The organism is Candidatus Saccharibacteria bacterium (assembly GCA_016700375.1).
GTDB lineage: Bacteria > Patescibacteriota > Saccharimonadia > Saccharimonadales > UBA4665 > JAGXIT01.
In genome coordinates, this window is the sequence record CP065016.1 from 259,958 (window position 1) to 281,676 (window position 21,719).

23 protein-coding genes are annotated in these 21,719 nt (G+C 51.0%); 3 read left to right on the top strand and 20 right to left on the bottom strand.

Annotation, left to right across the window (positions count from 1 at the left end; translation table 11 throughout):
• Window positions 1–4: 4 nt before the first annotated feature.
• The 10 genes from cyoE to IPP75_01440 form a co-directional block, all read right to left on the bottom strand.
• Window positions 5–862: a protoheme IX farnesyltransferase gene (cyoE, locus tag IPP75_01395; protein QQS69776.1), complete on the bottom strand. Its 858-nt coding sequence runs from the start codon at window positions 860–862 to the stop codon at window positions 5–7.
• Complete coding sequence (gene cyoD / locus IPP75_01400; GenBank protein ID QQS69777.1) at window positions 862–1,260, bottom strand: cytochrome o ubiquinol oxidase subunit IV; 399 nt, start codon at window positions 1,258–1,260, stop codon at window positions 862–864. The genes cyoE and cyoD overlap by 1 nt, the downstream gene beginning before the upstream one ends.
• The gene (cyoC, locus tag IPP75_01405) at window positions 1,261–1,884 is read right to left on the bottom strand and encodes a cytochrome o ubiquinol oxidase subunit III (GenBank protein QQS70143.1); all 624 of its coding nucleotides are present in this window, start codon (window positions 1,882–1,884) and stop codon (window positions 1,261–1,263) included.
• Window positions 1,885–1,937: 53 nt separating this feature from the next.
• Entirely contained in the window at window positions 1,938–3,890 is a 1,953-nt protein-coding gene (locus IPP75_01410; GenBank protein ID QQS70144.1) for a cbb3-type cytochrome c oxidase subunit I, read from the bottom strand.
• Between the two features lie 126 nt (window positions 3,891–4,016).
• Window positions 4,017–5,024 carry a ubiquinol oxidase subunit II gene (gene cyoA / locus IPP75_01415; GenBank protein ID QQS69778.1) on the bottom strand — a complete coding sequence of 336 codons (1,008 nt, stop codon included), beginning with the start codon at window positions 5,022–5,024 and terminating at the stop codon, window positions 4,017–4,019.
• 38 nt (window positions 5,025–5,062) lie between these two features.
• On the bottom strand, window positions 5,063–5,320 hold the full coding sequence (locus tag IPP75_01420) for a type II toxin-antitoxin system RelE/ParE family toxin (GenBank protein ID QQS69779.1): 258 nt from the start codon (window positions 5,318–5,320) through the stop codon (window positions 5,063–5,065).
• Window positions 5,298–5,561 (bottom strand): hypothetical protein, encoded by a 264-nt coding sequence (locus IPP75_01425; GenBank protein QQS69780.1) that lies wholly within the window; start codon window positions 5,559–5,561, stop codon window positions 5,298–5,300. Before IPP75_01425 ends, IPP75_01420 begins: the two co-directional genes overlap by 23 nt.
• 277 nt (window positions 5,562–5,838) lie before the next feature.
• Window positions 5,839–7,503 carry an FAD-binding oxidoreductase gene (locus IPP75_01430; protein ID QQS69781.1) on the bottom strand — a complete coding sequence of 555 codons (1,665 nt, stop codon included), beginning with the start codon at window positions 7,501–7,503 and terminating at the stop codon, window positions 5,839–5,841.
• Window positions 7,504–7,609: 106 nt separating this feature from the next.
• The gene (locus IPP75_01435) at window positions 7,610–8,047 is read right to left on the bottom strand and encodes a DUF4234 domain-containing protein (protein QQS69782.1); all 438 of its coding nucleotides are present in this window, start codon (window positions 8,045–8,047) and stop codon (window positions 7,610–7,612) included.
• Window positions 8,048–8,126: 79 nt separating this feature from the next.
• Window positions 8,127–8,609: a DUF4234 domain-containing protein gene (locus tag IPP75_01440; GenBank protein ID QQS69783.1), complete on the bottom strand. Its 483-nt coding sequence runs from the start codon at window positions 8,607–8,609 to the stop codon at window positions 8,127–8,129.
• Between the two features lie 116 nt (window positions 8,610–8,725).
• On the opposite strand from IPP75_01440, the gene IPP75_01445 reads away from it, so the two are divergent.
• Entirely contained in the window at window positions 8,726–9,937 is a 1,212-nt protein-coding gene (locus IPP75_01445) for an FAD-dependent oxidoreductase (GenBank protein QQS69784.1), read from the top strand.
• Between the two features lie 10 nt (window positions 9,938–9,947).
• Here IPP75_01445 and IPP75_01450 read toward each other — a convergent pair whose 3' ends face one another.
• A complete protein-coding gene (locus IPP75_01450) occupies window positions 9,948–10,466 on the bottom strand; it encodes a hypothetical protein (protein ID QQS69785.1) in 519 nt (172 codons plus the stop codon).
• 51 nt (window positions 10,467–10,517) lie between these two features.
• Here IPP75_01450 and IPP75_01455 point away from each other — a divergent pair, with 51 nt between their 5' ends.
• Complete coding sequence (locus IPP75_01455; GenBank protein ID QQS69786.1) at window positions 10,518–13,829, top strand: ATP-dependent helicase; 3,312 nt, start codon at window positions 10,518–10,520, stop codon at window positions 13,827–13,829.
• Between the two features lie 82 nt (window positions 13,830–13,911).
• Here IPP75_01455 and IPP75_01460 read toward each other — a convergent pair whose 3' ends face one another.
• Window positions 13,912–14,682, bottom strand: coding sequence for an aquaporin (locus IPP75_01460; protein ID QQS69787.1), 771 nt, complete (start codon window positions 14,680–14,682; stop codon window positions 13,912–13,914).
• Between the two features lie 79 nt (window positions 14,683–14,761).
• Window positions 14,762–15,712, bottom strand: coding sequence for a hypothetical protein (locus IPP75_01465; GenBank protein ID QQS69788.1), 951 nt, complete (start codon window positions 15,710–15,712; stop codon window positions 14,762–14,764).
• Between the two features lie 151 nt (window positions 15,713–15,863).
• On the opposite strand from IPP75_01465, the gene IPP75_01470 reads away from it, so the two are divergent.
• Window positions 15,864–16,148, top strand: a complete 285-nt coding sequence (locus IPP75_01470) for a hypothetical protein (protein QQS69789.1) — start codon at window positions 15,864–15,866, stop codon at window positions 16,146–16,148.
• On the opposite strand, the gene atpC is transcribed toward IPP75_01470, so the two are convergent.
• The 7 genes from atpC to atpF form a co-directional block, all read right to left on the bottom strand.
• Window positions 16,145–16,570, bottom strand: coding sequence for an ATP synthase F1 subunit epsilon (atpC, locus tag IPP75_01475; GenBank protein QQS69790.1), 426 nt, complete (start codon window positions 16,568–16,570; stop codon window positions 16,145–16,147). The two genes, IPP75_01470 and atpC, sit on opposite strands and share 4 nt — an antisense overlap.
• 116 nt (window positions 16,571–16,686) lie before the next feature.
• Window positions 16,687–18,054, bottom strand: coding sequence for a F0F1 ATP synthase subunit beta (gene atpD, locus IPP75_01480; protein ID QQS69791.1), 1,368 nt, complete (start codon window positions 18,052–18,054; stop codon window positions 16,687–16,689).
• Window positions 18,055–18,087: 33 nt separating this feature from the next.
• The gene (locus IPP75_01485) at window positions 18,088–18,252 is read right to left on the bottom strand and encodes a hypothetical protein (GenBank protein ID QQS69792.1); all 165 of its coding nucleotides are present in this window, start codon (window positions 18,250–18,252) and stop codon (window positions 18,088–18,090) included.
• The gene (gene atpG / locus IPP75_01490; GenBank protein QQS69793.1) at window positions 18,249–19,115 is read right to left on the bottom strand and encodes an ATP synthase F1 subunit gamma; all 867 of its coding nucleotides are present in this window, start codon (window positions 19,113–19,115) and stop codon (window positions 18,249–18,251) included. Before atpG ends, IPP75_01485 begins: the two co-directional genes overlap by 4 nt.
• A gap of 111 nt (window positions 19,116–19,226) precedes the next feature.
• On the bottom strand, window positions 19,227–20,762 hold the full coding sequence (locus tag IPP75_01495; GenBank protein ID QQS69794.1) for a F0F1 ATP synthase subunit alpha: 1,536 nt from the start codon (window positions 20,760–20,762) through the stop codon (window positions 19,227–19,229).
• A 19-nt stretch (window positions 20,763–20,781) separates the two neighbouring features.
• Window positions 20,782–21,165 (bottom strand): F0F1 ATP synthase subunit delta, encoded by a 384-nt coding sequence (locus IPP75_01500; GenBank protein QQS69795.1) that lies wholly within the window; start codon window positions 21,163–21,165, stop codon window positions 20,782–20,784.
• A gap of 1 nt (window position 21,166) precedes the next feature.
• Window positions 21,167–21,709 (bottom strand): F0F1 ATP synthase subunit B, encoded by a 543-nt coding sequence (gene atpF, locus IPP75_01505; GenBank protein ID QQS69796.1) that lies wholly within the window; start codon window positions 21,707–21,709, stop codon window positions 21,167–21,169.
• Window positions 21,710–21,719: the final 10 nt, after the last annotated feature.

Here is a 21,719-nt window from a genome sequence, read left to right on the forward strand (position 1 = left end):
TACTCTATAGCAACACGTGCGAGAGCGTCATGAAGGTATTTAGAACCAGGAGCACCAAGAGCGACCGCTTAAACACTACCTTTGCTATATCTTCCCGGTCACGCCGCCAGTGAGGGCTAAACATGGGTTGCAACCAGTACATTCCGACTGCCACGGTGGCGAGGCCAAACATAAAGCCAGCATGGCCCCAGCGTGCTAGCAGGTAACACGCCGTTATGAAGGCTAGGCCAAAAAGGCGCATCTCCCAAACGGTGCGAGCTAATCCGTGTACTCCGGGCATAACTGGGATGTCCGCTGCCTTGTAGTCTTCAAAGCGGCGAATGGCAATAGCGTGAAAATGCGGCATCTGCCAGGCAAACATAATAATAAATAGCAGCCAGGCTGCCTCCTCAAACCGGCCAGTGGCGGCTACATATCCGGCCAGTGGCGGGGTAGCGCCTGGAAATGCACCAATGAGGGTCGCCCACGGCGTACGGCGCTTGGCGTAGCCGTAAACCACCGTGTACATAACCGCACCAAACAGGCCTATGAGCGCTGTCTTTAGGTTCGTCAGCCCAAACAGTAAGCCAAATCCCAAAACATAGAGCACGGCCGCATATATGCGCCCAATCTGCAAGGGAATGGCACCCGTTACCGAAGGTCGCTTGGCCGTTCGCTTCATGCGAGCATCGATGTCGGCGTCGAGATAGTTATTTACCACGCACGAAGCCGCGATGATTGCCGTCATCCCTGCAGCCAAGCCGAACAGGGAAGACCACCCCACTGCGTCAGGCGAACCTACCATAAACCCGCCCACGCCAGCAAAGACATTGCCAAACACAATCCCGGGCTTCGCGACAAAAACAAAGTCCTTCACTTTCACTACTGAGCTATACCCTCGTCGTGCTTAACCATTTCCGTCATATCACGAGGCATCATATTGTAGTCTAGGTTCTGCATAATCCAGATTGAGCCAACTACCAGACAAAGCACAACAAACACCGTAAATATACCCGCGTAGAGGTTCATGCGTACTTTGCGCTCGGTAGAAACGTGCAGGAAAAACATAACCTGCACCAGCATTTGCAAGACTGCCGCTGCCGCCAGTAACCCAATGAGCAGTCCTCGGCTAAACACAACATTTTCAGCTGCTTTGTACGCCCACACGAGCGTAAACGACGCGAACGTCAGCACCACAGAAAATGCAAAACCCGCCACATAGGTTTGCGTACTTGCTTTGCGAAAGTTTGGGAGCGGCTGTATGTGCTTCGATAACTTCATTTATATAACCCCCAGTAAGTACACAATGGTAAATATACCTATCCAAACAATGTCTAGGAAATGCCAAAACATCGTAAACATAGTAAGCCTGCTCATTAGCCGGCCACCAAGGCCACGTTTGTAAACGTACAGCCACGTTCCGAGCAGCCACGTTAGACCGACGAATATATGCAGTCCATGCGTACCAACCAACCCAAAGTAAGATGAGAGAAACGCGCTTCTAGTCCAGCTATGGCCTTCCGCCAGCAGCGCCTGGAATTCGTACAGCTCCATCCCGAGGAATAGCGCACCCAACAGACCAGTGACGGCGAGCCAGCGCAGTGTATTTACCTTATGCCCAGCATGAGCCGCGAGCAGCGCCAACCCGCTTGCTAAACTACTCAGCAGCAGTACCATTGTTTCTGCAAGGACAAATGGTAGTTCAAAAAGCTCCTGACCGCTTGGCCCACCGGCAGTCGCGCCGCGCAGCACCATAAATGTTGCGAACAGGCTCGCAAATAAAATACAGTCAGTCATGAGGTATATCCAAAACCCGAGCGTTGTTTTTGACGTCTCACTGTCATCCCGAGCGAAGTCGAGGGTTCTCGTCGCCTTCAGGCGCTTTTGGCGCACAGATTTCTCCATTTCGGCTTCGCCTTCAGTCGAAATGACAAAAAGTCTAGCTGTTTTGAGATTACTCATGCATTTCCTTTCAGCGCAGCCACGTCGTGGCGCTTTGCTTCTGCCGCGCTTACCTCGTACTCAATATCTTCCTCAAATGTTCGGCGAATGAGCGTCACAACCACGCCAACGATGGCAAGCACAGCTAACCACCACAGGTGCCAAATGACAGCAAACCCAAACAAACAGGCAAAACCACCAATCCATACGCCCAAGCCCGTGTTTTGCGGAAGCTCAAATGCCGTGTAGGGCCCGCTGTACAATGACCGCTTCGTTTGTTTTGCTTCCCAAAACGCATCGCGCGCAGTCACCAGCGGCAAGCGTGCAAAGTTATAGTGCGGTGCGGGCGATGGCACCGACCACTCGAGTGTACGGCCACCCCACGGGTCGCCAGTTTTATCGCGCAGTTCTTTGCGTTTCCATATGCTATACCCAAGTTGCACTACCTGCAGCACCACGCCGAGGCCAATAATGAGCGTCCCGATTCCGGAGACAATAAACAGCGACTGCCAGCCCAAGCTCGGGTCGTAGTGGTCAAGCCGCCGCGTTGCACCCATGAACCCAAGGATATAAATGGGAATGAAGGTAACCAAGAAGCCAACCACCCAACAGGTAACGGCCGCCTTGCCAAGCCGCTCATGCAGTCGAAACCCAAAAATTTTCGGGAACCAATAGGCAATCCCCGCCAAATACCCAAAGACCACACCGCTAATGATAGTGTTATGGAAATGCGCCACCAAAAAGAGGCTGTTGTGCACCTGAAAGTCTATGGCCGGTACGGCCAGCAGGACTCCCGTTGCGCCCCCTAAAAGAAAGGTCGTTACAAACGCCATAAACCACCACATGGGCGTCATAAACTCTATACGGCCTTTGTACATGGTAAACAGCCAGTTAAATACTTTTACACCGGTTGGTATGGCAATAACCATGGTCATAATGCCGAAGAACGCGTTCACGTTGCCGCCCGCGCCCATGGTAAAGAAGTGGTGCGCCCACACCAAAAACGATAGTACGGTAATGCACATGAGCGCCCACACCATACTGGTATAGCCAAACAGTCGCTTACGGCTCAGCGTAGCCACAATCTCGCTATACATACCAAACGCAGGCAGCACCAATATGTAGACCTCTGGGTGACCCCATGCCCATATAAGGTTTATGTACATCATGGCGTTACCACCAAGGTCAGCCGTGAAATAGTGCATGCCAAGCGAACGGTCAAGCGAAAGCATAAACAGCGTCGCGGTCAATATGGGGAAAACCACCACCACAAGCATCATTGCACCCAAAACACTCCAGGCAAACACGGGCATTTTCATAAGGTTCATGCCCTTGGCGCGCAGTTTCAAAATAGTCACCAAGAAATTAATGCCACTCAGCGTACTCCCCACGCCGGCAATTTGGATACTCCACAGCCAGTAGTCCACACCCGGTCCCGGGCTATAGGCAAGCTCACTCAGCGGCGGATAGGCCAGCCAACCCACCGCACCAAACTCGCCGTACACCAGTGAAAGATTCACCAGCACCACGCCGGCAAGATATAGATAAAAACTAATGGAGTTGAGGGTAGGGAAAGCCACATCGCGCGCCCCAAGCATCAGTGGCAGTACAAGGTTTATGATGCCAAACATTAGCCCCATGGCCACAAAGAAAATCATAATGGTGCCGTGCGCGGTAAAGATTTGCTGGAAATGCTCTGCGTCGAGGAATCCATCGGAATTACCGCTCGCCAACGCCTGCTGCAGCTTCATCATAATGGCGTCGCCAAAACCGCGTAGCAGCATCACCACCGAGACAATTATGTACATGACGCCAATTCGCTTGGCATCTTGCGTGGTCAGCCATTCGCGCCACAGCCATTGCCACTTTTTGAAATACGTCAAAAGTCCAATCACGAGTAGAAGACCGCCCACAACTGCAATCTGCCCGCCAAATTGCACCCAGCCATGCCAAAAGTAGCTCCACTCCATTTTTCCAAGCAAATCAGCCAATATCATGCATTGACCCCCAGAGAGTCATGAGATATGAGTCACGAGACATCAGTAATATAGCATTCGCACTCGAGGCTTCTTGTCTCATGTCTCTTGTCTCATGACTCATTGATGCATGCCCTCCATGTTGTGTTCCATTTCATTTGAACCCATCCGGGATGGTACTTTTTCCTCTGTAGGCTTCACTTCGTTTGGCGGCGTGCTATGCATATACTTCATGATAACATTGTCGTAGACACTGCGGTCGGCTACATGAAAATAAGAAACCTTGTTCGTGCTAGGCTTAGCGAGCATGTCGTACCGCTGCTGGGTCAAATGTTCACCCCCGTGTGCTTTCGTTACCCACGCGTCAAAATCACGCACCGTCATGGCCCGGGCTTTAAACTTCATGTCGGCAAAGCCTTTTCCGCTGATGTTGGAGGACATACCCTCATACACACCAGTTGTGTCAGCGGAAACATGTAGCTTCGTCGACATACCGCTCATAACGTAAATTTGCCCGGCGAGCTGTGGTATCCAAAAGCTGTTCATGGGGGCATCACTCGTCATAGTAAACTCCACCGGCCTGCCAGCAGGGAAGGCCACTTCATTCACGCTAGCTACCCCTTCTTGAGGATAAATAAACAGCCATTTCCACTGGAGCGCCACAACTTGCACCTGCAGCGGCTTTTGGCTGCTTGCCAGCGGCTTGAACGGGTCGAGGCTATGGCTTGTCACCCAAGTCACAACGGCAAGTACGCTGATGATAGCTATTGGTATACCCCACCAGAGGGCCTCATAGCTTTTGTGCGTATCCCATTCCGGCTTGTACTCTTGTTTGTGCCCGGCGCGGTAGCGCCACGCGAAGGTGAATATCATAAAATACACTGGTACGAGCACCAGCAGAGCAAGTGCTGTCGCGAACACTAGTAAATCTCTTTGGCGATTGGCAATTTCACCACGCGTTTGCAACAGCGGAAAAGAATGGTTGAGCGAAAGCGCCACCAGCAGGCCCAGTACCAGCGCAGCTCCCACCAGCCACAACACTGTCATTTTCGTGCGGGATAGCCGCGGAACAGAGGGGAGTTTCACCCGGGAAGCTTTAGCCAGGACTCGCTCAATAACCCTCATCATGCTTACGCATTATTGTACACTAGATAGGTAAAAGTAATCTAGCCTTTATAAACGCCCTGTCTATGTCCAACATCAAGGATTAGAACGGTCAAGTTAGCATCTGCTACATCGTATATTATTCGATAATCCCCGACTCGTAACCTGTAATAAACCGAACCCTTTAGACGCTTACTCGCAAGTGGCCTTGGATCCTCTGATAGTTTGTATATTTTACTTAGTATTCGTATCTGCTGAACTTTATCTATCCGCTTTAGAGCACGTAAGAATTTTGGTTTAAATAGAACCTCGTATTTCATGCATTGTTACTCCAAGTTCCTTTAGAGCCTCCTTAAAAGGTATCGGTTGCTCACCGTCATTGTAAGATTTATTCGCTGCTGAAATATCAGCCATATCTTCAAGATAACGAACAAGCTCATCGTTGATGATTTGTGAGAGGCTTGTATCGTTGACAAGTGCGTAGTACTGCACACCCTTTTTAATGACAGGGTTTAAATATATAGTAGTTTTTTCGTTTTCGCTAGTAGTTTTTGTGGTCATTTGTAGAACCTCATCTTTCTCGTATTATGGTAATCCTCGGCAGGACCTCATGGATAAAGCTCTGGCGAGCCTCGGTGATGAGCCGGATGTTTACATTATAGCGCTATGACGTCATGAAGTCAACATAGTCGAATGCATTGTTGTGGTCGAATTTACGAGAACCACTATGAACAACGGGAAAGTACAGCTAAGTTCACTGGGTTGGATAAGAAATACCCGCCGATACTATCTATGAGCACCAGTATCATCCTCCGGGTTTGATCCGAGACTCAGGCAACTAGAAATGTTCACGGATGTGGCCGTAGGAGTAGTCCCACGTGGCATCGGTTTTTTTGTGGGGGTTGAAGATGTTTTCTGGGTCAAATATGTGCTTCACCTGCTTAAAAAGTGCCAGCACCGGCTTACCAAACTGGGCTTCTAGCCACGGGCCACGCACAAGACCATCGTTGTGTTCGCCACTCAGACTACCGCCGTATTTGAGTACCAGGTTGTTGACTTCGCGCTGTGACGGCTCGATTTTTTTGCGCTCTCGGTCATCCTCTATCTTCATAAGTGGTATAACATGGAAGTTTCCGTCACCCATGTGACCGGCTATGGTCGCGAACAATTTATATTTTTTTATGATTTTTTGCAGCGCCGGCAGGAATTCTACAAGGTGCTTTGGCGGCACAACAAAGTCGTCTATGTACGGCGCCGTGTGTTTGTCTTTTACTTTGCTGCGTAGTATCTGGAAGCTGTAGCGGCGCATAACCCAAAACTTTTCGCTTTTGCCTTCAGTAGGCGTTTCTTCGAAGCCATTTATTTCGTAGCGGGCACGGAACTTACCGAGGTCTCGGTGCAGGGCGCTCACCTTGGCGCGAACTTCTTCTTCTGTTTCGCCGTTGAACTCCACCATAAGAATGAGCTTCGGCACACCTCGAAGCAACTGTAAGCCGTCTGGTATGAGGCTCCACAGCAAATGCACAAACTTTTTGAAGCCAAGTCGTTTGTAAAACGCCGGCATGAACCGTAGTGAGAGCAGTAAGGTCTGGTCGTCAAAACTTTCGAACGTCGCCGGTTTGTGCTCAAGTACCTTCGGCACAATGTCTCCAAGGTGCTTAATGTTCTTAAGGAATAGCACAAGCAAACCTGAGTGTGGTCTGGCTGGTACAAGCCGGAATGTTGTTTCGGTTACAAGCCCCAGCGTACCCTCAGAACCCACAATCAGCTGGCCGAGGTCGAAAATACCGGTTTCTCTGTCCCACACGCGCCACAGCGAGTAGCCCATACTGTTTTTGGTCACATTGGGCTTGGCTTCTTTAATCATGTCGTAGTGTTCTTCGCACATGTTGTATACACGTTGGTACAGCTTGCCCTCGAAGTCGCCCTGGTTTATCTTTGCCTGGAGCTGCTTTTTGTTGAGCGGTTTTACAGTGTACTCCTTGCCGTCGGCAAAGACTACTTTTAGTTCTGTCACAAAATCTTCGACTTTACCGTACTCGAGCGATTTCTCACCACCCGAATTATTGGCCGTTATGCCACCTATCTGACACATATCTCGGCTCGCAGGGTAAGACGGCATGAGTACATGTTTTTTTAGGGTTTCTCGTTCAAAATCACGATAGAACACACCCGGTTGCGCCGTACCGCTCAAGCCAGTTATGGGGCCAATGTGTGTAAAATGTTTTGCAAAATCAACAATAATAGACTCGTTTATGGCTCCGCCGGCCATATCGGTGCCGGCAGCACGACCGGTGAGGGAAAGCTCTGGGTGTTTCTTTTTGTTTGCCGCCACAAACCGCACAAGCCGTTGCACATCGGCAGCATCTTTTGGTTGCGCTACCAGCTGCGGCCTTAGTTCAAACATGCTGGCATCGTGACTATAGAATTCTTTCGCTTCTGGCGAGTCATCAAGCTCACCGAGAAAGCCGTGTTTTTGGAGGGCTGTTTTTAAATCTTTCATACTTCTTATGTTTTATGATACCTTGCACGGCAGTCAATGTCGAGACTACTTAACTCTACAAAAAGAGTCCGCATAAGCAGACTCTTTTCTTTCGCGGAGGCACGTGCTACACAACAGGAGTTGGGGGCTGTGGCGGAACCGGAGTATCTGTCGGAGCTTGTGGGGAGGCGGGTGCTTGATATGATTGCATTTGCGGGGAAACCGGTGCATCAGCTGACGGCATTTGTGGGCCAACCGCTACGGAAGCAGCACCAACCTTGTTAAATGCGTCTTGCACAATAAGCATGCCGATAAACCCTAGCAAAAACAGTACCAAAAATGATATTACGGTGGAGAGCTTGCCACCAGTGACGTGCTCGACACCCTCACAATATTTCCACATCCACCATATGTTAACGATAGGAACAAGTATGAGCCACGCCGTTGGAATAGTGGCTCCCCGTGCGTTCATTTCACCCTTTGTTTTCACTTCCCAGTAGATGCCGTACAAACCAAATGTTACAAGTGTGAGCAAGAACACCTTGCCTAAGCTACGATTCTCCATTGTTATTCTCCCTTATGTTTTACTGTACTTTTGGATTATAGCCCAAAACACGGGAAGTGCAATGGCTTAGCGAGCCCTACTACGTTCCCGCGTTTAGTACTGGCCCGGACTGGGCTTTTGTGGCAATTTTATTGAATGTATCTTGCACGATGAGTATATCGATACCGTCAGGCACAGCCAGTAAAATAAGGAGTGCTATAGCAAAACTCATTTTTTCACCCGATACCACCTCGACCCCTTTACTGTACCTCCAAAGCCAAATCGCCACTAGAAATGGGGCAACCAACAAAGTCAAATAGAAGAAAGCCATAGAAAAAATTTGGTTCGTTGTTAGGCTTTTGGCAGTTTCGTCCGAGCTAGAAAAATCTCCGCTGAAGATAAAAAACCCAATGGCGAGAATAACCAATAGCAGAGGCGCTACAAGCCATAGAACTGACGGAATTTTTATATCTTTATTGAGCTGCATCATCTCGCTGCGGGTTTTGACAAACCAATACAGCCGGTATATGCCGAGAGTCACTATGGTTAGTAAGAACATTTTGCCGATTGAACGTTGTTTCATACCAGCCAGTATACGCCCCGCTCCGCGGCAGTGCTAGAAAAATCTCATGCGAGTGCGTTTGATATGGCGTATGAAGATTGCAGAATGCTTGTGGTTATTGCTACAATGAAGTGAAGATGACAGATAAAAAACATGGTTCCAAGGTGAAAGTGCTGGTTGTGGGGGGCGGCTTTGGCGGGGTGCGCGCAGCAATTGAGCTTTCTAGGCAGTCACATTTGGAAGTGACGCTTGTGTCAGAAAGGCCAGATTTTTTCTACTATCCCACTATGTACGAAACTGCCACGGGCGGCAGTAGCGAACAGTCCACTGTGCCACTCGAACAAATTTTTGGCGATGACCCGGTTCGCGTACTCATTGGCAGGGCCGAAAAGCTACATAAGGCCAAAAAAGAGCTAAAGCTGAAAAATGTTGCCGAGCCGCTGTACTATGACAAGCTTGTGCTTGCGCTCGGCGTCGTCACGAACTACTTTGGCATCCCTGGACTTGCAGAGAACACCTACGGTATAAAAAGTATTGAGGATGCAGAACGGTTCAAGCGGCACCTTCACGCACAGTTGATTGCTGAAGACGAACCAGACCTCAACTACGTCATTGTTGGCGGAGGCCCCACCGGTATAGAGCTCGCGGGTGCGCTCGGTCCATACCTGCGCGATATTATGCAAAAGCATGGGATCCGCGGCAGGGCAGTGCACATTGACATCATTGAAGCCATGCCCCACCTTATGCCGCGTCTGCCAAAACCGGTAGGCCGAACCATTGAGCGCCGACTGCGCAAACTAGGGGTTAGGTTATACCTTAACAGCAAGGTTGAGGGGGCTAACAGCGAAGAGCTCACTGTCTCAGGGAAGCCAATTCGTAGTCATACCATTGTATGGACAGCCGGAATTGCCAATAACCCGTTTTTTACTGATGCTGATTTTGTGTTGAGTGGCCGCAAAAAGGTGCTCGTCGACGAATTTTTGCGTGCCGAAGGCGACAAGGACATTTTTGTCATAGGAGACAATGCCGAGACACCATACAGTGGCATGGCTCAAACGGCTCTTTACGACGCTGAATTTATTGCTCATAACTTTACCTGTGAACACGACGGGCGACCAAAACTCGCGTATCGCCCGAAAGAACCAGCGTACGTCACGCCCGTTGGGCAAAACTGGGCTTCTATGCTCTGGAAAGACGTTCACCTGCACGGACGCGTGGCATCAATGCTTCGAAATGCCGCTGACCTCCGCGCCTTTACCGAAATCCTTTCCGTTCGTGATGCAGCGGTACAGTGGACAAGCACGCTCGACCGCGAAGACCTTTGTCCAGTTTGCAGCTCCGTCGGCTAATGGATTAGAGTTACTTGGCGAGTGATTTCAACAAAATAATGACACTAACCACGATGCAGTGAGCGACACCCACTAGCACCGCTGTTTTGAGGGAATTTTCCTTTGTTTTAGCAGATTTTGCGAGGGTCACCAGCAAGGACACTACAGATAAAGCAATGTCGGCCAACAGGGCAGTAGATAAATCAATAAAGCCAAGTCCTGCAAGCATCAACATCAGAAGAGAAGGCAGCCCAGCAAGTACTAATCCCCTATGTACGACTAGCTCATGACCCCACCTATAGCCTGACAGGGCTGAATCATGGGCAACCCGATGGGCGGTATACGAAGCTAGCATACTGGCACTCCATAATCCAAACGTCGTAAAGACGATGGTTATAGACGCATAAGCTATTGTTAGCTTTTCCGCAGACATCAGTAAGCCGACATTTACGGCCATTAGCGTGAGGACACCGTATATGCGCTCTTTTAGATAGTCTACATACACCTGTTGGTTCGTCAGTGCTTCTTTGGGCATGAATAATGAAATCACGCGCGTAGTATACCATGGCAGCCAAGCAACAAAACTGTCATACTAGGTACCGTGAACCAGTTTGCTAATCAATATAGCCAGCTCAATGCAGCGCAGCGCGAAGCAGTAGATACCGTGTATGGCCCCGTGCTCGTTATTGCAGGACCCGGGACAGGGAAAACCCAGCTGCTTAGCGCGCGCGTGGCGCACATTCTTGAGGTAACCGACGCTCTCCCGCAAAATATTCTGTGTCTCACGTTTACCGAAAGTGGAGCAAAAAATATGCGCGAGCGACTCGTTTCATTCATTGGGCAGGCGGCATACGACGTACAAATCGGTACCTACCACGCCTTTGGTAGCACTATCATAGGGCGCTTTCCGGAATACTTTACCGAGCTGCGACTGGAACGTCCGGTGGATGAGCTCGGTAAACGGCAAATTCTTATGGATATCATAGAAAACACAGACTACCGCAGCCCTATAAAACAAACTCGTCACCACCTGGGCGACCTAGTCAGTACCATCAGCGAGGTAAAGCGCGGCCTGCTTTCGCCGAAAGATTTGCGCAGTGTCGCCACAGATAACATCGGCGCTATCAAACAAACAAAACAGGATATTGCAGCGCTCCTTGCACCATTTTCGTCGCGTATGCCAAGCAAATTAGCCGTTGCCGAACCGCTCTTTCGGTCTGTACTAGAGATTCTGCATACAAACGCCCGTCAGCCCGCACACGCCGTACAACCCCTGCTAAACCTTGCTGTTCAAGATTTAGATGCAGCACTCGGGGCTGCCCTCGATGCCGCAAGCACCAAACCGCTCACGGCGTGGAAAAACAAATGGTTGGTAAAAGACGCCGAAAATAACTTTATGCTAGCTGGGCTGCTTGAGGCGAGACGAATAGAGGCATTGGCAGATGTTCTGGAACAGTATCAAGCCAAGTTAGCCGAAAAAGGTCTGTACGATTTTGACGACATGATACTGCGCGCTATTGATGTACTAGCAGAGAACAATGAACTTCGGTTCACGCTGCATGAACAGTACCAGTTTTTGCTGCTCGACGAATTTCAAGATACAAACGCCGCACAGCTCAAGCTGGTTGAACTACTCACAAACAACCCGAGCCAAGAACGCAAACCAAATGTGCTTGCAGTAGGCGACGACGACCAAGCCATTTACGCATTTCAGGGCGCCGAGGCCAGCAATATGCTGGACTTCTACCACATGTACAATGACGTCCGGGTGATATCTCTCTCTGATAATTACCGATCCCAGACGGAAATTCTGGAAACGGCCGCTCGAGTTGCCGGGCAAATTGAATCCCGCCTGCATAGTCAGTTTCAGGGCGTCACAAAAACGCTGCGTAGCCAGAATATGAATGTACCATCGCCAATGATTACGAGGCGTAGCTTCCGAAGTGCCGTTGCCGAGCGCACCGCCGTTGCAGAGCAGATTGCGGGTCTTATAGCTTCAGGAACGCCCGCGGCACATATTGTCGTACTGGCACCCAAGCATAAATACCTGGAACCACTCGTCCCGTATTTGCAAAACCGCGACCTCGCGGTGTCATACGAAAAGCGTGAAAATGTGTTGCAGGCGCCCGTTGTACGAGAGCTACTTACCATGAGTCGCCTGGTTCTGGCGCTACACGCAAACGACCATCGCACCGCCGACAGCCTGTGGCCCGAAGTGCTCAGCTACGACTTTTGGGATTTTTCTACGGCCGATATTTGGCAGTTGTCGTGGCGAGCAAGCGATGAACGGAAAACGTGGAGTGAACTGCTGCTGGCTTCGCGCGAATTCAAACATGCCGCCATCCTCCTGCTGACGCTTGCTGGCAAGGTTGAGACAGAGTCACTCGAGTACGCGCTCGATGTGCTTATAGGCACCAGCGACGTCCAAACTCACGACCGTGAACTCCCAAGCGTACGTAGCCCGCTGAGAGACTACTATTTTAAGCAACGCGGCGAAAACGTTTTATACGAAACCGTTACGCAGCTGACTGTTTTGCGCTCGCGCCTTCGGGAACACGAAATCGGGGAAGGGCGTGTGCTCAGTCTGGGCGACTTACTCGGCTTTGTAGCCGCCTATGAGACAGCCGAGCAACCAATGCTCAATACAAGCCCCTACAGCCAGGCGAACGATGCAGTGCAGCTCATGACCGTATTTAAAGCCAAAGGGCTTGAGTTTGACCATGTGTTTTTGGTTGCCTGTGATGATAGCGTCTGGGGTAGCCGCGCCAGCGGCGTGGGCAATAAACTCACCCTTCCGGCAAATCTGGCCCATATTCGGCACGCTGGTAGTACCGACGATGAACGCTTGCGTCTTCTCTACGTTGCAATAACCCGTGCTCGCTATGGGCTGCACCTCACCAGTCACGAACAAACATTCGGCGGCCGTTCTACCGAAGCAGTGAAGTATTTCGATGAAAGCAGCGACGAACAGGACGCCCGCCGCACGCGAATACTCCCGGAGGCGCAGCAGCTCGTCGAGAAGGATGATTCCGAGCACCCCAGCCTCGAAGCACTAACGATGAACTGGCAGCAACGCCACTACAATACGCCAGCACCGCTGACCGAACTCCTCCGCGAACGTTTGGAGCGTTACCAGCTGAGCCCCACGCATTTGACACATTTTCTTGACCTTAAATACGGCGGGCCAGAGAGTTTTCTGCTCGGAACAATTTTGCGTTTTCCAAGCGCACCGAGCACCGATGCAAGCTTTGGAACCGCCATACACGAGACCTTGCAGTGGGCACAGGGCGTCATGAACAGTACGGGTAAACTTCCTACCGCGGCAGCGTCAAGCGCCCACGCCGCGCAGTATCTCGCCCGTGAAACACTGACGCCAGAACAACTTACCGTCCAAACAGAGCGCGCCGCTCATGCACTCCGCAGCTTTTTGGCTGCACATGGTAAGGATTTTGCAGCAGGGAACGTTGCCGAGAAATCCTTCCGGGATGAGGGTGTTTTCAGTGGTGAAGTTCACCTGGGAGGCAAAATTGACTTGCTTGAAATAGACAAAACTGCCAAGAAAATTGTCGTTGTCGACTATAAAACCGGTCAACTCGGTGGCGACCCGAGCAAACTCTACCGCTACACTCTACAGCTATACTGCTACAAACTCCTAGTTGAGGGTTCACACACCTACAGGGGGTACAGAGTAGAAACTGGTAGACTCGTGTTCGTGGAACCAGACAGCGACGGCAAAATTATCACAAAACAAATACACTTTGAACAAAATGAAACCAAACGAGTTCAAGAACTCCTACTGGCCATGTGGCAGCACGTCATGACACTGGGCATGCCAGATACTTCGGCTTACAGTGATAGCCTAAAAGATATACATGCTTTTGAGCAAAAACTACTAGAAGAAATCAGAGGATAGCTGGCACCATCTGTGAATAGCCACATAAAACGCCAAGTAAAAAGCCGCTCAAGGGGAGCGGCTTTTTTATAAAGTCGAAAACTTACTTCTTAGAGGTTGTTTTGCGCTTCGCTGGAGCCTTGCGAGCAGTTGACTTCTTTGCCGTAGCACGCTGTGCAGCTACCGTCTTTACTGCTGGCTTTACCACTTTCGCTTCAGCAGCCTCGGCTTTGGCCTCTGCCGCCTCAGCAACTTCGGTTTCTACAAAAAGCAGGTTGTACAAGTTAAACCCAACAACCGCACCAAGGACAGGTCCAAGTACATAGGTACCCCAACCAAACTGATGAACGCTAAATGCAACAGCTGGGTTCAACACACCTGCAGAACCAAGCGATGCAATGATGGCACCAGCGGTTAAACCACCACCGACCATGAAAGCCTTTAGCCCAAGACTTAAGCGTTGGTAAATGGCAGAAGCCACCGCAAATGAGAATACAAACGTACCCGCTGCTTCTGCAACAAGCAGACGAGCGTCATAGGTGCCGTTATTTTTGGCGTTATCAAGTTTGGTAAAGTACACGAACAGATACCATGCAGCTGCCGCACCAGCAAACTGAGCAATGATGTAGCTGAGAGCCTGAAGTGTTCGCAGTTTACGAACCGTCCAGAGTCCAATGGTCAGAGCTGGGTTAAATACTGCTCCCGAAATCCCCGCAAGCGCAACTACCAAGAGTACAAGCGTAAGACCAGCTGCCGACGCAATAAAATACGGGTAGCTGAGCTGAGAGTGCGATAGTGCTAGCACAGCGAGCGCGAGTACAGCGGTACCCAAAAACTCACTCACAAGCATCGCGAGCTTATTTTTACGAAACATAATTGTTATTCCTCCACTTATTTGTGATACTACAAGCTTACAGAGATATCATTGTTTTGTAAAGAGCCTTACACTCAACCTAGACAGCTTGAGCCGTATCGATAGCGAGAAGAGGATGGCTACCGTCACAAAGTTCTGCGTACGTTGCGATCTGGAACGCAACAGCGGCCTGAAGTAAAGCCGGATACATCTCCACCGCATCAGGTCGACCAGTCGCAAGAGCTTTTGCAATATCATCAACGTACCATGCATCTATGAAGAATACTTTTTTCCCGGTAGCTTTCACGAAAGCATCCCGGTCGAGGGTCATACCTCTAACTTTATTCCACACCACCACTAGCTCATCATGCATACCAACCAAAACCTCATGGTTCTTTCCCTCGTTCTGCGCAGCCTCAATGTCGTGCATCGCCTTGGGGCTATAGGAAGTATTCCGCTCAGCTACATGTTCTGAAGCTACATAGTGAGTAACTCCTAGGACGCCACTGAGAGCTTGAGCCGCGCTGAGAACGTTTTTGTCACCGCGCGCGATTCGTTCAGTCGACGGAATGTGCTTTTCGCCCGCGCCGCACCCTGTTGATTCAGCACCAGTTTCAGGATTCTGATAGCCGTTATCCTTTGCTCCGGACGTTGTATGTCCGCCTATAGTAATTCCCTGTGCAGTCAATAATTCACCGACCTCAAGTGCCCGTCCTGTAGCAGTTGGCGCACTTTTCTCCCCATAAAAACCTGCTACTAACTCGGCCGCGGCAAACCCAGTTTGCAATGGGCCACCCGCGCACTGTGGACCAAGCTCTGGGGCTGTACCGGCAAGGGTAACCTCGCAGCTTCGTCCGTCCATACATACGCCTGCTGCAGCTTTGTCCACCGGCACCAAAAATTGCTTAATCTCTTCGGCAAGCGCAGTTAATTGTTCAGGAGTTTGGGCGGGTGCGTGAAGCGCGCCGTCACCGAAACCTATTGGTCTCCCTATTTCAATAGCCACTAAACTAGTTTGGACTTCGCCCGGTGCTAACATACTCAAATCCATAACTTCCTTCATGAAAACATCTTCATAATTTACTTGGTTGATGCGTTATATAAATATCACGTATGATTTTACGCTTGTAATATATATCACACAAGTGTTTTTTTGTGACCGATGTCACGGTGGCCAGCACTGCATGTGTGTAGACTGATTAATGAAGAAGCTAGATCGCATGAGTACCGCAAACCCATTTGAACGCATACCGTCAAACCCGTATGAAAAGACAGGTACTGTTCTCGATTACATCCTCGAAGCATCATTTGGTGGCCTCGAATCGGACCCTGACATAGCATTACAGCACTGGAATAGCTTACACCCAGACGCAAGAAGGCTTCTCCAGGTGGAAAGCACCGGCATGGCAAACGATAATATGGCCTTAAGCGGGCAATGCGCTCGGGATTTATTAGTTCTTGATCTTGTTGGCGCGCAAGCGGCTTAGCCCCTGCGGTGGCGGCGGTGGAGGTCGGCAACTTTGAGCCGTACCATATGGCGGTCTACGAGCTGGTGAGCCTTTTCTAGCTCTACTTGGTCGGTGGCGGTATCGCGCATCTTGAGCGCTCGGTCTAGAGCGGCTTTGGTTTCAGCCTCAATAATGTCTTCGCCGTGGTCGGCTTCGTCTACAAGTATCTTTATATGGTCTGCGTTAACTTCTACTATGCCGCCGCTCACTGCAAAATATTCAAGCTTATCCAGCGGGTCAGTCCGCTTGCGGCGCACTTGTATGACGCCGGTGCGTGCAAGTGTCACCAGCGGCTCATGGCCGGGGAACACCCCAATCTCACCATCCACCGTAGGGATGACAACCTCATAGACATCTTCGTCAAATTTGCTGCCAGAGAGAGTAACTAATTGTAGCTGCATAGGTCGCTCCTTTGGTATTTGGTATTTGGTATTTGGTATTTGGCGGGCTTAATTCGAAACCAGCATAGCTGCAATTGGGCTTTGCCAGATACTAGATACCTTATACCAGATACCATTTAGTCCTTCTTCTCGCTTAATGGGCCACCCGCCATGTAGAACCAGCTCTCGGGCTTATCGTCGTACTTACCGTTCAAAATGTCGCGGCAGTCGCGAACAGTGTCTTCTACCTTCACAAATGCGCCAGGGTTGCCGGTGAATTTCTCGGCCACAAAGAATGGCTGCGCCATAAAGCGCTGCAGGCGACGTGCACGGTTCACAATCTGCTTCTGGTCGTCGCTCAATTCTTCCATACCTAAGATGGCGATGATATCTTGGAGCTCTTTGTACTGCTGCAGAACGCGCTGGACCTCACGAGCAACTTCGTAGTGCTCCTGGCCAACAATTTCGGGGTCAAGAATGGTCGAACTCGAGTCCAGAGGGTCGACAGCCGGGTAAATACCGATTTCGGTCAGACCGCGGTTGAGCACAATGGTGCTGTCGAGGTGAGCGAATGTGGTAGCCGGAGCGGGGTCGGTAAGGTCGTCGGCAGGGACATACACTGCCTGAATAGACGTAATGGAGCCTTTCTTGGTACTCGTAATACGCTCTTGCAGTGCTCCCATTTCCTGTTGCAGGTTTGGCTGGTAGCCCACCGCACTTGGCAGACGACCAAGCAGGGCAGACACTTCTGAGCCAGCTTGAGTAAAGCGGAAGATGTTATCGACAAACAACAGCACGTCTTTCCCTTGGTCGCGGAAGCTTTCGGCCATAGTGAGGCCGGAAAGCGCCACACGCAAACGTGCGCCTGGTGGTTCGTTCATCTGACCAAACACCATGCTCGTTTTGTCGAGCACGCCAGCGTCTTTCATTTCGTGGTACAGGTCGTTCCCTTCGCGGGTACGCTCACCAACGCCGGCAAACACAGAGTTGCCACTGTGGAATTTGGCAATGTTATTGATAAGCTCCTGGATAAGCACGGTTTTGCCCACACCAGCACCACCGAAGAGGCCCACTTTACCACCCTTGGCAATTGGGGCAATCAGGTCGATGACTTTGATACCCGTTTCCAGAATTTCGGTCTTGTTGCTTTGCTCGTCAAGTGCGGGTGGGTCACGGTGAATTGGTGCGCGCTTGCCCTTCGGCATAGGCAAACTGTCTATAGGGTCGCCAACCACGTTAAACATACGTCCCTGTGTTTCGTCTCCGACCGGCACCGAAATAGCTGCGCCAGTTGCAGTGACGCTCTCGCCGCGCTTCAGCCCATCGGTACTCTGCATAGAAACTGCGCGCACAGTGTGTTCGTCGAGGTGTTGTGCGACCTCTAGCGTGAGCGTTTCGTCGCCGCGCTTGATTTCGAGTGCATCATAAATGTTTGGCAAAGCGTTATCGCCGCCAAACTCCACGTCGACAACCACGCCGACTACTTGGATAACTTTTCCATTCATATTGTGCTACTATCCTTTATCATTGTATTACCTTTACTGATCATATGCGGAAGTTAGTGGTTTACCAAGAGGTGGGCTATCAATATCTACTAGATGAGCTGGCTCTTCGGTTCTTTCAGGGTCAATAGCAGGAGGGTCTTCATCGATAGGACCCGGCGGGATTCTGGATAAATCAAATCCGGATAATAATTCTGTCATTTCATCGCCTCCGCTCCTCCACTTATTTCTGCTAATTCTTGGGTTATGGCCGCTTGGCGAGCCTTGTTCATTTCGAGCGTCAGGTCATCAGCAAGCTCGCTGGCGTTATCGGTTGCGTTTTTCATGGCCAGCATGCGCATGCTGTGTTCGCTCGCGTGGGCATCGAGCAGTGCTTGGAATATTTCTGCTCCAACCAGACGGCGCGCAACACCCTCCAGGACAACCTCGCTGCTTGGCTCATACACCGCATCGCGTACGAAAGAAGTCACGTCTGTTTTCGTGACACCAGCGGGTAAAATTCGTTCTACCACGGCTGTCTGCGTCATACTACTCACAAATTTGGTGTATATAATGTCGACAGCGTCAACCTTGGTTTCCTCAAACATGGCACATGCCGTGGTGAGAATAGCGTAAAACTCAGAGCCTTCTGGGTGGTCCGGCAGGTCAGTGTAGGTTCCGCACACTTCAGTGTCTTTTAGCCGCGTCACAAACTGCGATGCCTTACGCCCAACTGCTATGGTTTCATTACGCACGCCGCTGGCATCGTCTTCGCGCAGTGCCTGAATGTACGCTTTCAAAATGTTGGCGTTATAGGCGCCGGCTAGGCCTTTGTCTGAGGCAATAACGATTATCAGGCGGCCTTTGACCTCCCGTTTCTGAAACAACGGGTGTCGGTCGGTCGCACCTTGACTCGACAAATACGCCAGCAGCTCGTTTGCCGTGCGCGTATAGTCGCTGGTGGCTTTGGTGGCGTCTTGGGCGCGGCGCATCTTGCTGGCTGCGACCATTTGCATAGCCTTCGTAATCTGCTTCGTGCTTTTGACCGAGCGAATCCGGCCCTTTAGCTGGCGAGTACTAGCCATGAACGACCTCCAGTCGCTCTAGAGATAAGACGTAAGAGTTATGAGTTAAGAGTTGCGCTTTGCGCGATGCAGCTCCAGTCTTAACTCTTATCTCTTGTCTCTTAGCTCTCATTACGCTTCGAATCCTTTCGCGGCGGCAGCGGCAATCTTGGCTAGCAGCTTACCGGTGGCACTATCTGCTTCAACCTTTTCATCACCAGTGTTCAGCGCATCCATCTCTTTGCCGTGTTCTTTGGCGAGCTTGGCAAGCAACGCAGCCTGAGCATCTTTGATTTTCTCGCGGGGAACGCGGTCAAAATGGCCTTCGTTCACGGCAAAAATAGAGGCAACTTGCTCCCAAATGCTGAGCGGGCTGTACTGCGGTTGCTTGAGCAGCTCGGTGAGGCGCTGCCCGCGCTCAATTTGCTTTTTGGTTGCCTCGTCAAGGTCACTACCAAACTGAGCAAAGGCGGCAAGTTCGCGGAACTGGCTAAGCCCGAGCTTTAGGCCACCAGCAACAGATTTCATTGTCTTGGTTTGGGCGGCACCACCCACGCGCGACACCGAAAGACCAGCTGAAATCGCTGGGCGAATACCCTGATAGAATAGGTCTGTTTCCATGAAAATCTGACCGTCCGTAATGGAAATAACGTTTGTCGGTATGTATGCTGAAATGTCGCCAGCCTGCGTTTCAATAATGGGCAGGGCAGTAAGACTACCAGCCCCAAGCTCGTCACTGAGCTTTGCAGAACGCTCGAGCAGGCGAGAGTGCAGGTAGAAAACATCGCCCGGGAAGGCTTCGCGCCCTGGTGGACGGCGGAGCAAAAGCGACATTTGGCGGTACGCGACCGCGTGCTTCGTAAGGTCATCGTAAATAATGAGCGCGTGCTTGCTGTTGTCGCGGAACCATTCACCCATAGCAGTACCAGCATATGGCGCGAGGTACAGCAGAGAAGCTGGGTCACTTGGGCCGGTAGCAACGACAATCGTCTGGTCCATCACGCCCTCTTGCTTCAGTCGCTCTACCAAACGAGCAACCTTAGAAAGTTTTTGACCGACCGCAACATATATATTCACCACGCCGGTCTTCTGCTTTGCCTGGTTAATCATGGTGTCAAGCGCAATGGCTGTTTTACCAGTTTGGCGGTCACCAATGATAAGTTCGCGCTGGCCGCGGCCAATTGGGAACATTGAGTCTATGGACATGATGCCCGTCATGAGTGGTTCATGAACGCCTTTTCGCCCCATAACACCTATGGCTCGTTGTTCTACGAGGCCAGTTTCTTTGGTTTTTATGGCCGGGCCGCCATCGAGCGGCTGACCAAGCGGGTTAACAACACGGCCCAAAAGCTCTGGCCCGACAGGCACTTCCAGCACGACACCCTTAAGCTTCACCGCATCACCGGCGACGACATAGCGGTCCTCGCCGAGCAGTACCGCACCAATTTCATCTTCCATGAGGTTGAGGGCAAATGCCTCCACTACACCATGGGTCGTCTGGATTTCGAGCACTTCAGCATAACCAGCGCTACGCAGGCCATGTACCCAAGCCACACCGTCACCCACGCGGGTAACAACACCGGTTGACTCCATATTTTCACCATTGTCGAGCTGCGCGATGGCGTCGCGAAGCCCTTTTGATAATTCGCTGACTGCAATATCTGGCATAACGATTACTAAGTCCTTTCTATACTTTCGCGGCGCGAAGGCCATTTAGTTTATGTGCAAGCGTCGCATCATACGAAGCATCAGCTGTCTGCAAACGAATACCACCCAATACGCTTGGGTCCACCACCTCACGCAAGTACACGTCGCGCATACCCACTTGGGCGGCAACAGCCTGACGCAATTCGTCGTCGAGCGGGCGGGCAGAGGTAACCGTGACAACCGCCGTGCCTTGTTCGTACAGGGCGTCTTCTATGGCGCGCGCTACCAGTGCGGCTTCCCGTACTCGACGCGTCTCGACCAAATAGGCAGCCACTTCTTGCATAACTTGTTCGGGTACCAAACCCGAGCGGACGCGTTCAGCCACGTACTGTGCAATCTTGCGCCGGCTGAGTTTGCCCTGCATATTAGGCTTCCACCTCTTTTATAGACTGGGTGATAAGCTGTTTGTCGACACCGGCGTTGACTGTTTTTCCAACAACTTTTTCCGTGGCTTGAGCGACTAGCTCAATGGTTTCATTGTGCAGTGCCTTTTTGGCGGCAATCACATCTTTTTCAATGGACTCGTGGGCTGCCGCCACGATTCGCTCGGCCTGTACTTTCGACTTTTCTTCAGTTTTAGCGAGCAAACCAGCCGCCTCTTCTTTGGCTGTTGCGACGATGTCGGTGGCCTCACTGCGAGCTTGCTTCAGCAACTTGGCAAGTTTTTCTTCAGTTTCGGCCGCTTGTTTTGCTGCATCGGCTGCCGCTGCATTACTTTCGTCTATACGAGCCTGCCGGTCATCGACCGCCTTCATGAGCACCGGGAAAACGTACTTACTGAGCAGCCAGACCAAAATCGCAAAGGCGATAATCTGGAAAACAAGCAGTTTCATGTCTATCCCAAGCGCCTTTACCGGGTCGGTCGCTTCGGCTGCTTCACTCGCAAATTGTGTAAATAAATATGTCACGTAAATTCCT

Coding starts and splice junctions, on each gene's coding strand:
- IPP75_01500 (QQS69795.1), bottom strand. CDS start 21,165: ATGCAGGGCAAACTCAGCCGGCGCAAGATTGCACAGTACGTGGCTGAA.
- IPP75_01440 (QQS69783.1), bottom strand. CDS start 8,609: ATGAAACAACGTTCAATCGGCAAAATGTTCTTACTAACCATAGTGACT.
- cyoD (QQS69777.1), bottom strand. CDS start 1,260: ATGAAGTTATCGAAGCACATACAGCCGCTCCCAAACTTTCGCAAAGCA.
- IPP75_01460 (QQS69787.1), bottom strand. CDS start 14,682: ATGTTTCGTAAAAATAAGCTCGCGATGCTTGTGAGTGAGTTTTTGGGT.
- atpG (QQS69793.1), bottom strand. CDS start 19,115: ATGGCTAGTACTCGCCAGCTAAAGGGCCGGATTCGCTCGGTCAAAAGC.
- IPP75_01410 (QQS70144.1), bottom strand. CDS start 3,890: ATGGAGTGGAGCTACTTTTGGCATGGCTGGGTGCAATTTGGCGGGCAG.
- IPP75_01420 (QQS69779.1), bottom strand. CDS start 5,320: ATGAAATACGAGGTTCTATTTAAACCAAAATTCTTACGTGCTCTAAAG.
- atpC (QQS69790.1), bottom strand. CDS start 16,570: ATGCAGCTACAATTAGTTACTCTCTCTGGCAGCAAATTTGACGAAGAT.
- IPP75_01425 (QQS69780.1), bottom strand. CDS start 5,561: ATGACCACAAAAACTACTAGCGAAAACGAAAAAACTACTATATATTTA.
- IPP75_01485 (QQS69792.1), bottom strand. CDS start 18,252: ATGACAGAATTATTATCCGGATTTGATTTATCCAGAATCCCGCCGGGT.
- IPP75_01470 (QQS69789.1), top strand. CDS start 15,864: ATGAAGAAGCTAGATCGCATGAGTACCGCAAACCCATTTGAACGCATA.
- IPP75_01465 (QQS69788.1), bottom strand. CDS start 15,712: ATGGATTTGAGTATGTTAGCACCGGGCGAAGTCCAAACTAGTTTAGTG.
- IPP75_01495 (QQS69794.1), bottom strand. CDS start 20,762: ATGCCAGATATTGCAGTCAGCGAATTATCAAAAGGGCTTCGCGACGCC.
- cyoC (QQS70143.1), bottom strand. CDS start 1,884: ATGGAGAAATCTGTGCGCCAAAAGCGCCTGAAGGCGACGAGAACCCTC.
- IPP75_01430 (QQS69781.1), bottom strand. CDS start 7,503: ATGAAAGATTTAAAAACAGCCCTCCAAAAACACGGCTTTCTCGGTGAG.
- IPP75_01445 (QQS69784.1), top strand. CDS start 8,726: ATGACAGATAAAAAACATGGTTCCAAGGTGAAAGTGCTGGTTGTGGGG.
- cyoA (QQS69778.1), bottom strand. CDS start 5,024: ATGATGAGGGTTATTGAGCGAGTCCTGGCTAAAGCTTCCCGGGTGAAA.
- atpD (QQS69791.1), bottom strand. CDS start 18,054: ATGAATGGAAAAGTTATCCAAGTAGTCGGCGTGGTTGTCGACGTGGAG.
- IPP75_01435 (QQS69782.1), bottom strand. CDS start 8,047: ATGGAGAATCGTAGCTTAGGCAAGGTGTTCTTGCTCACACTTGTAACA.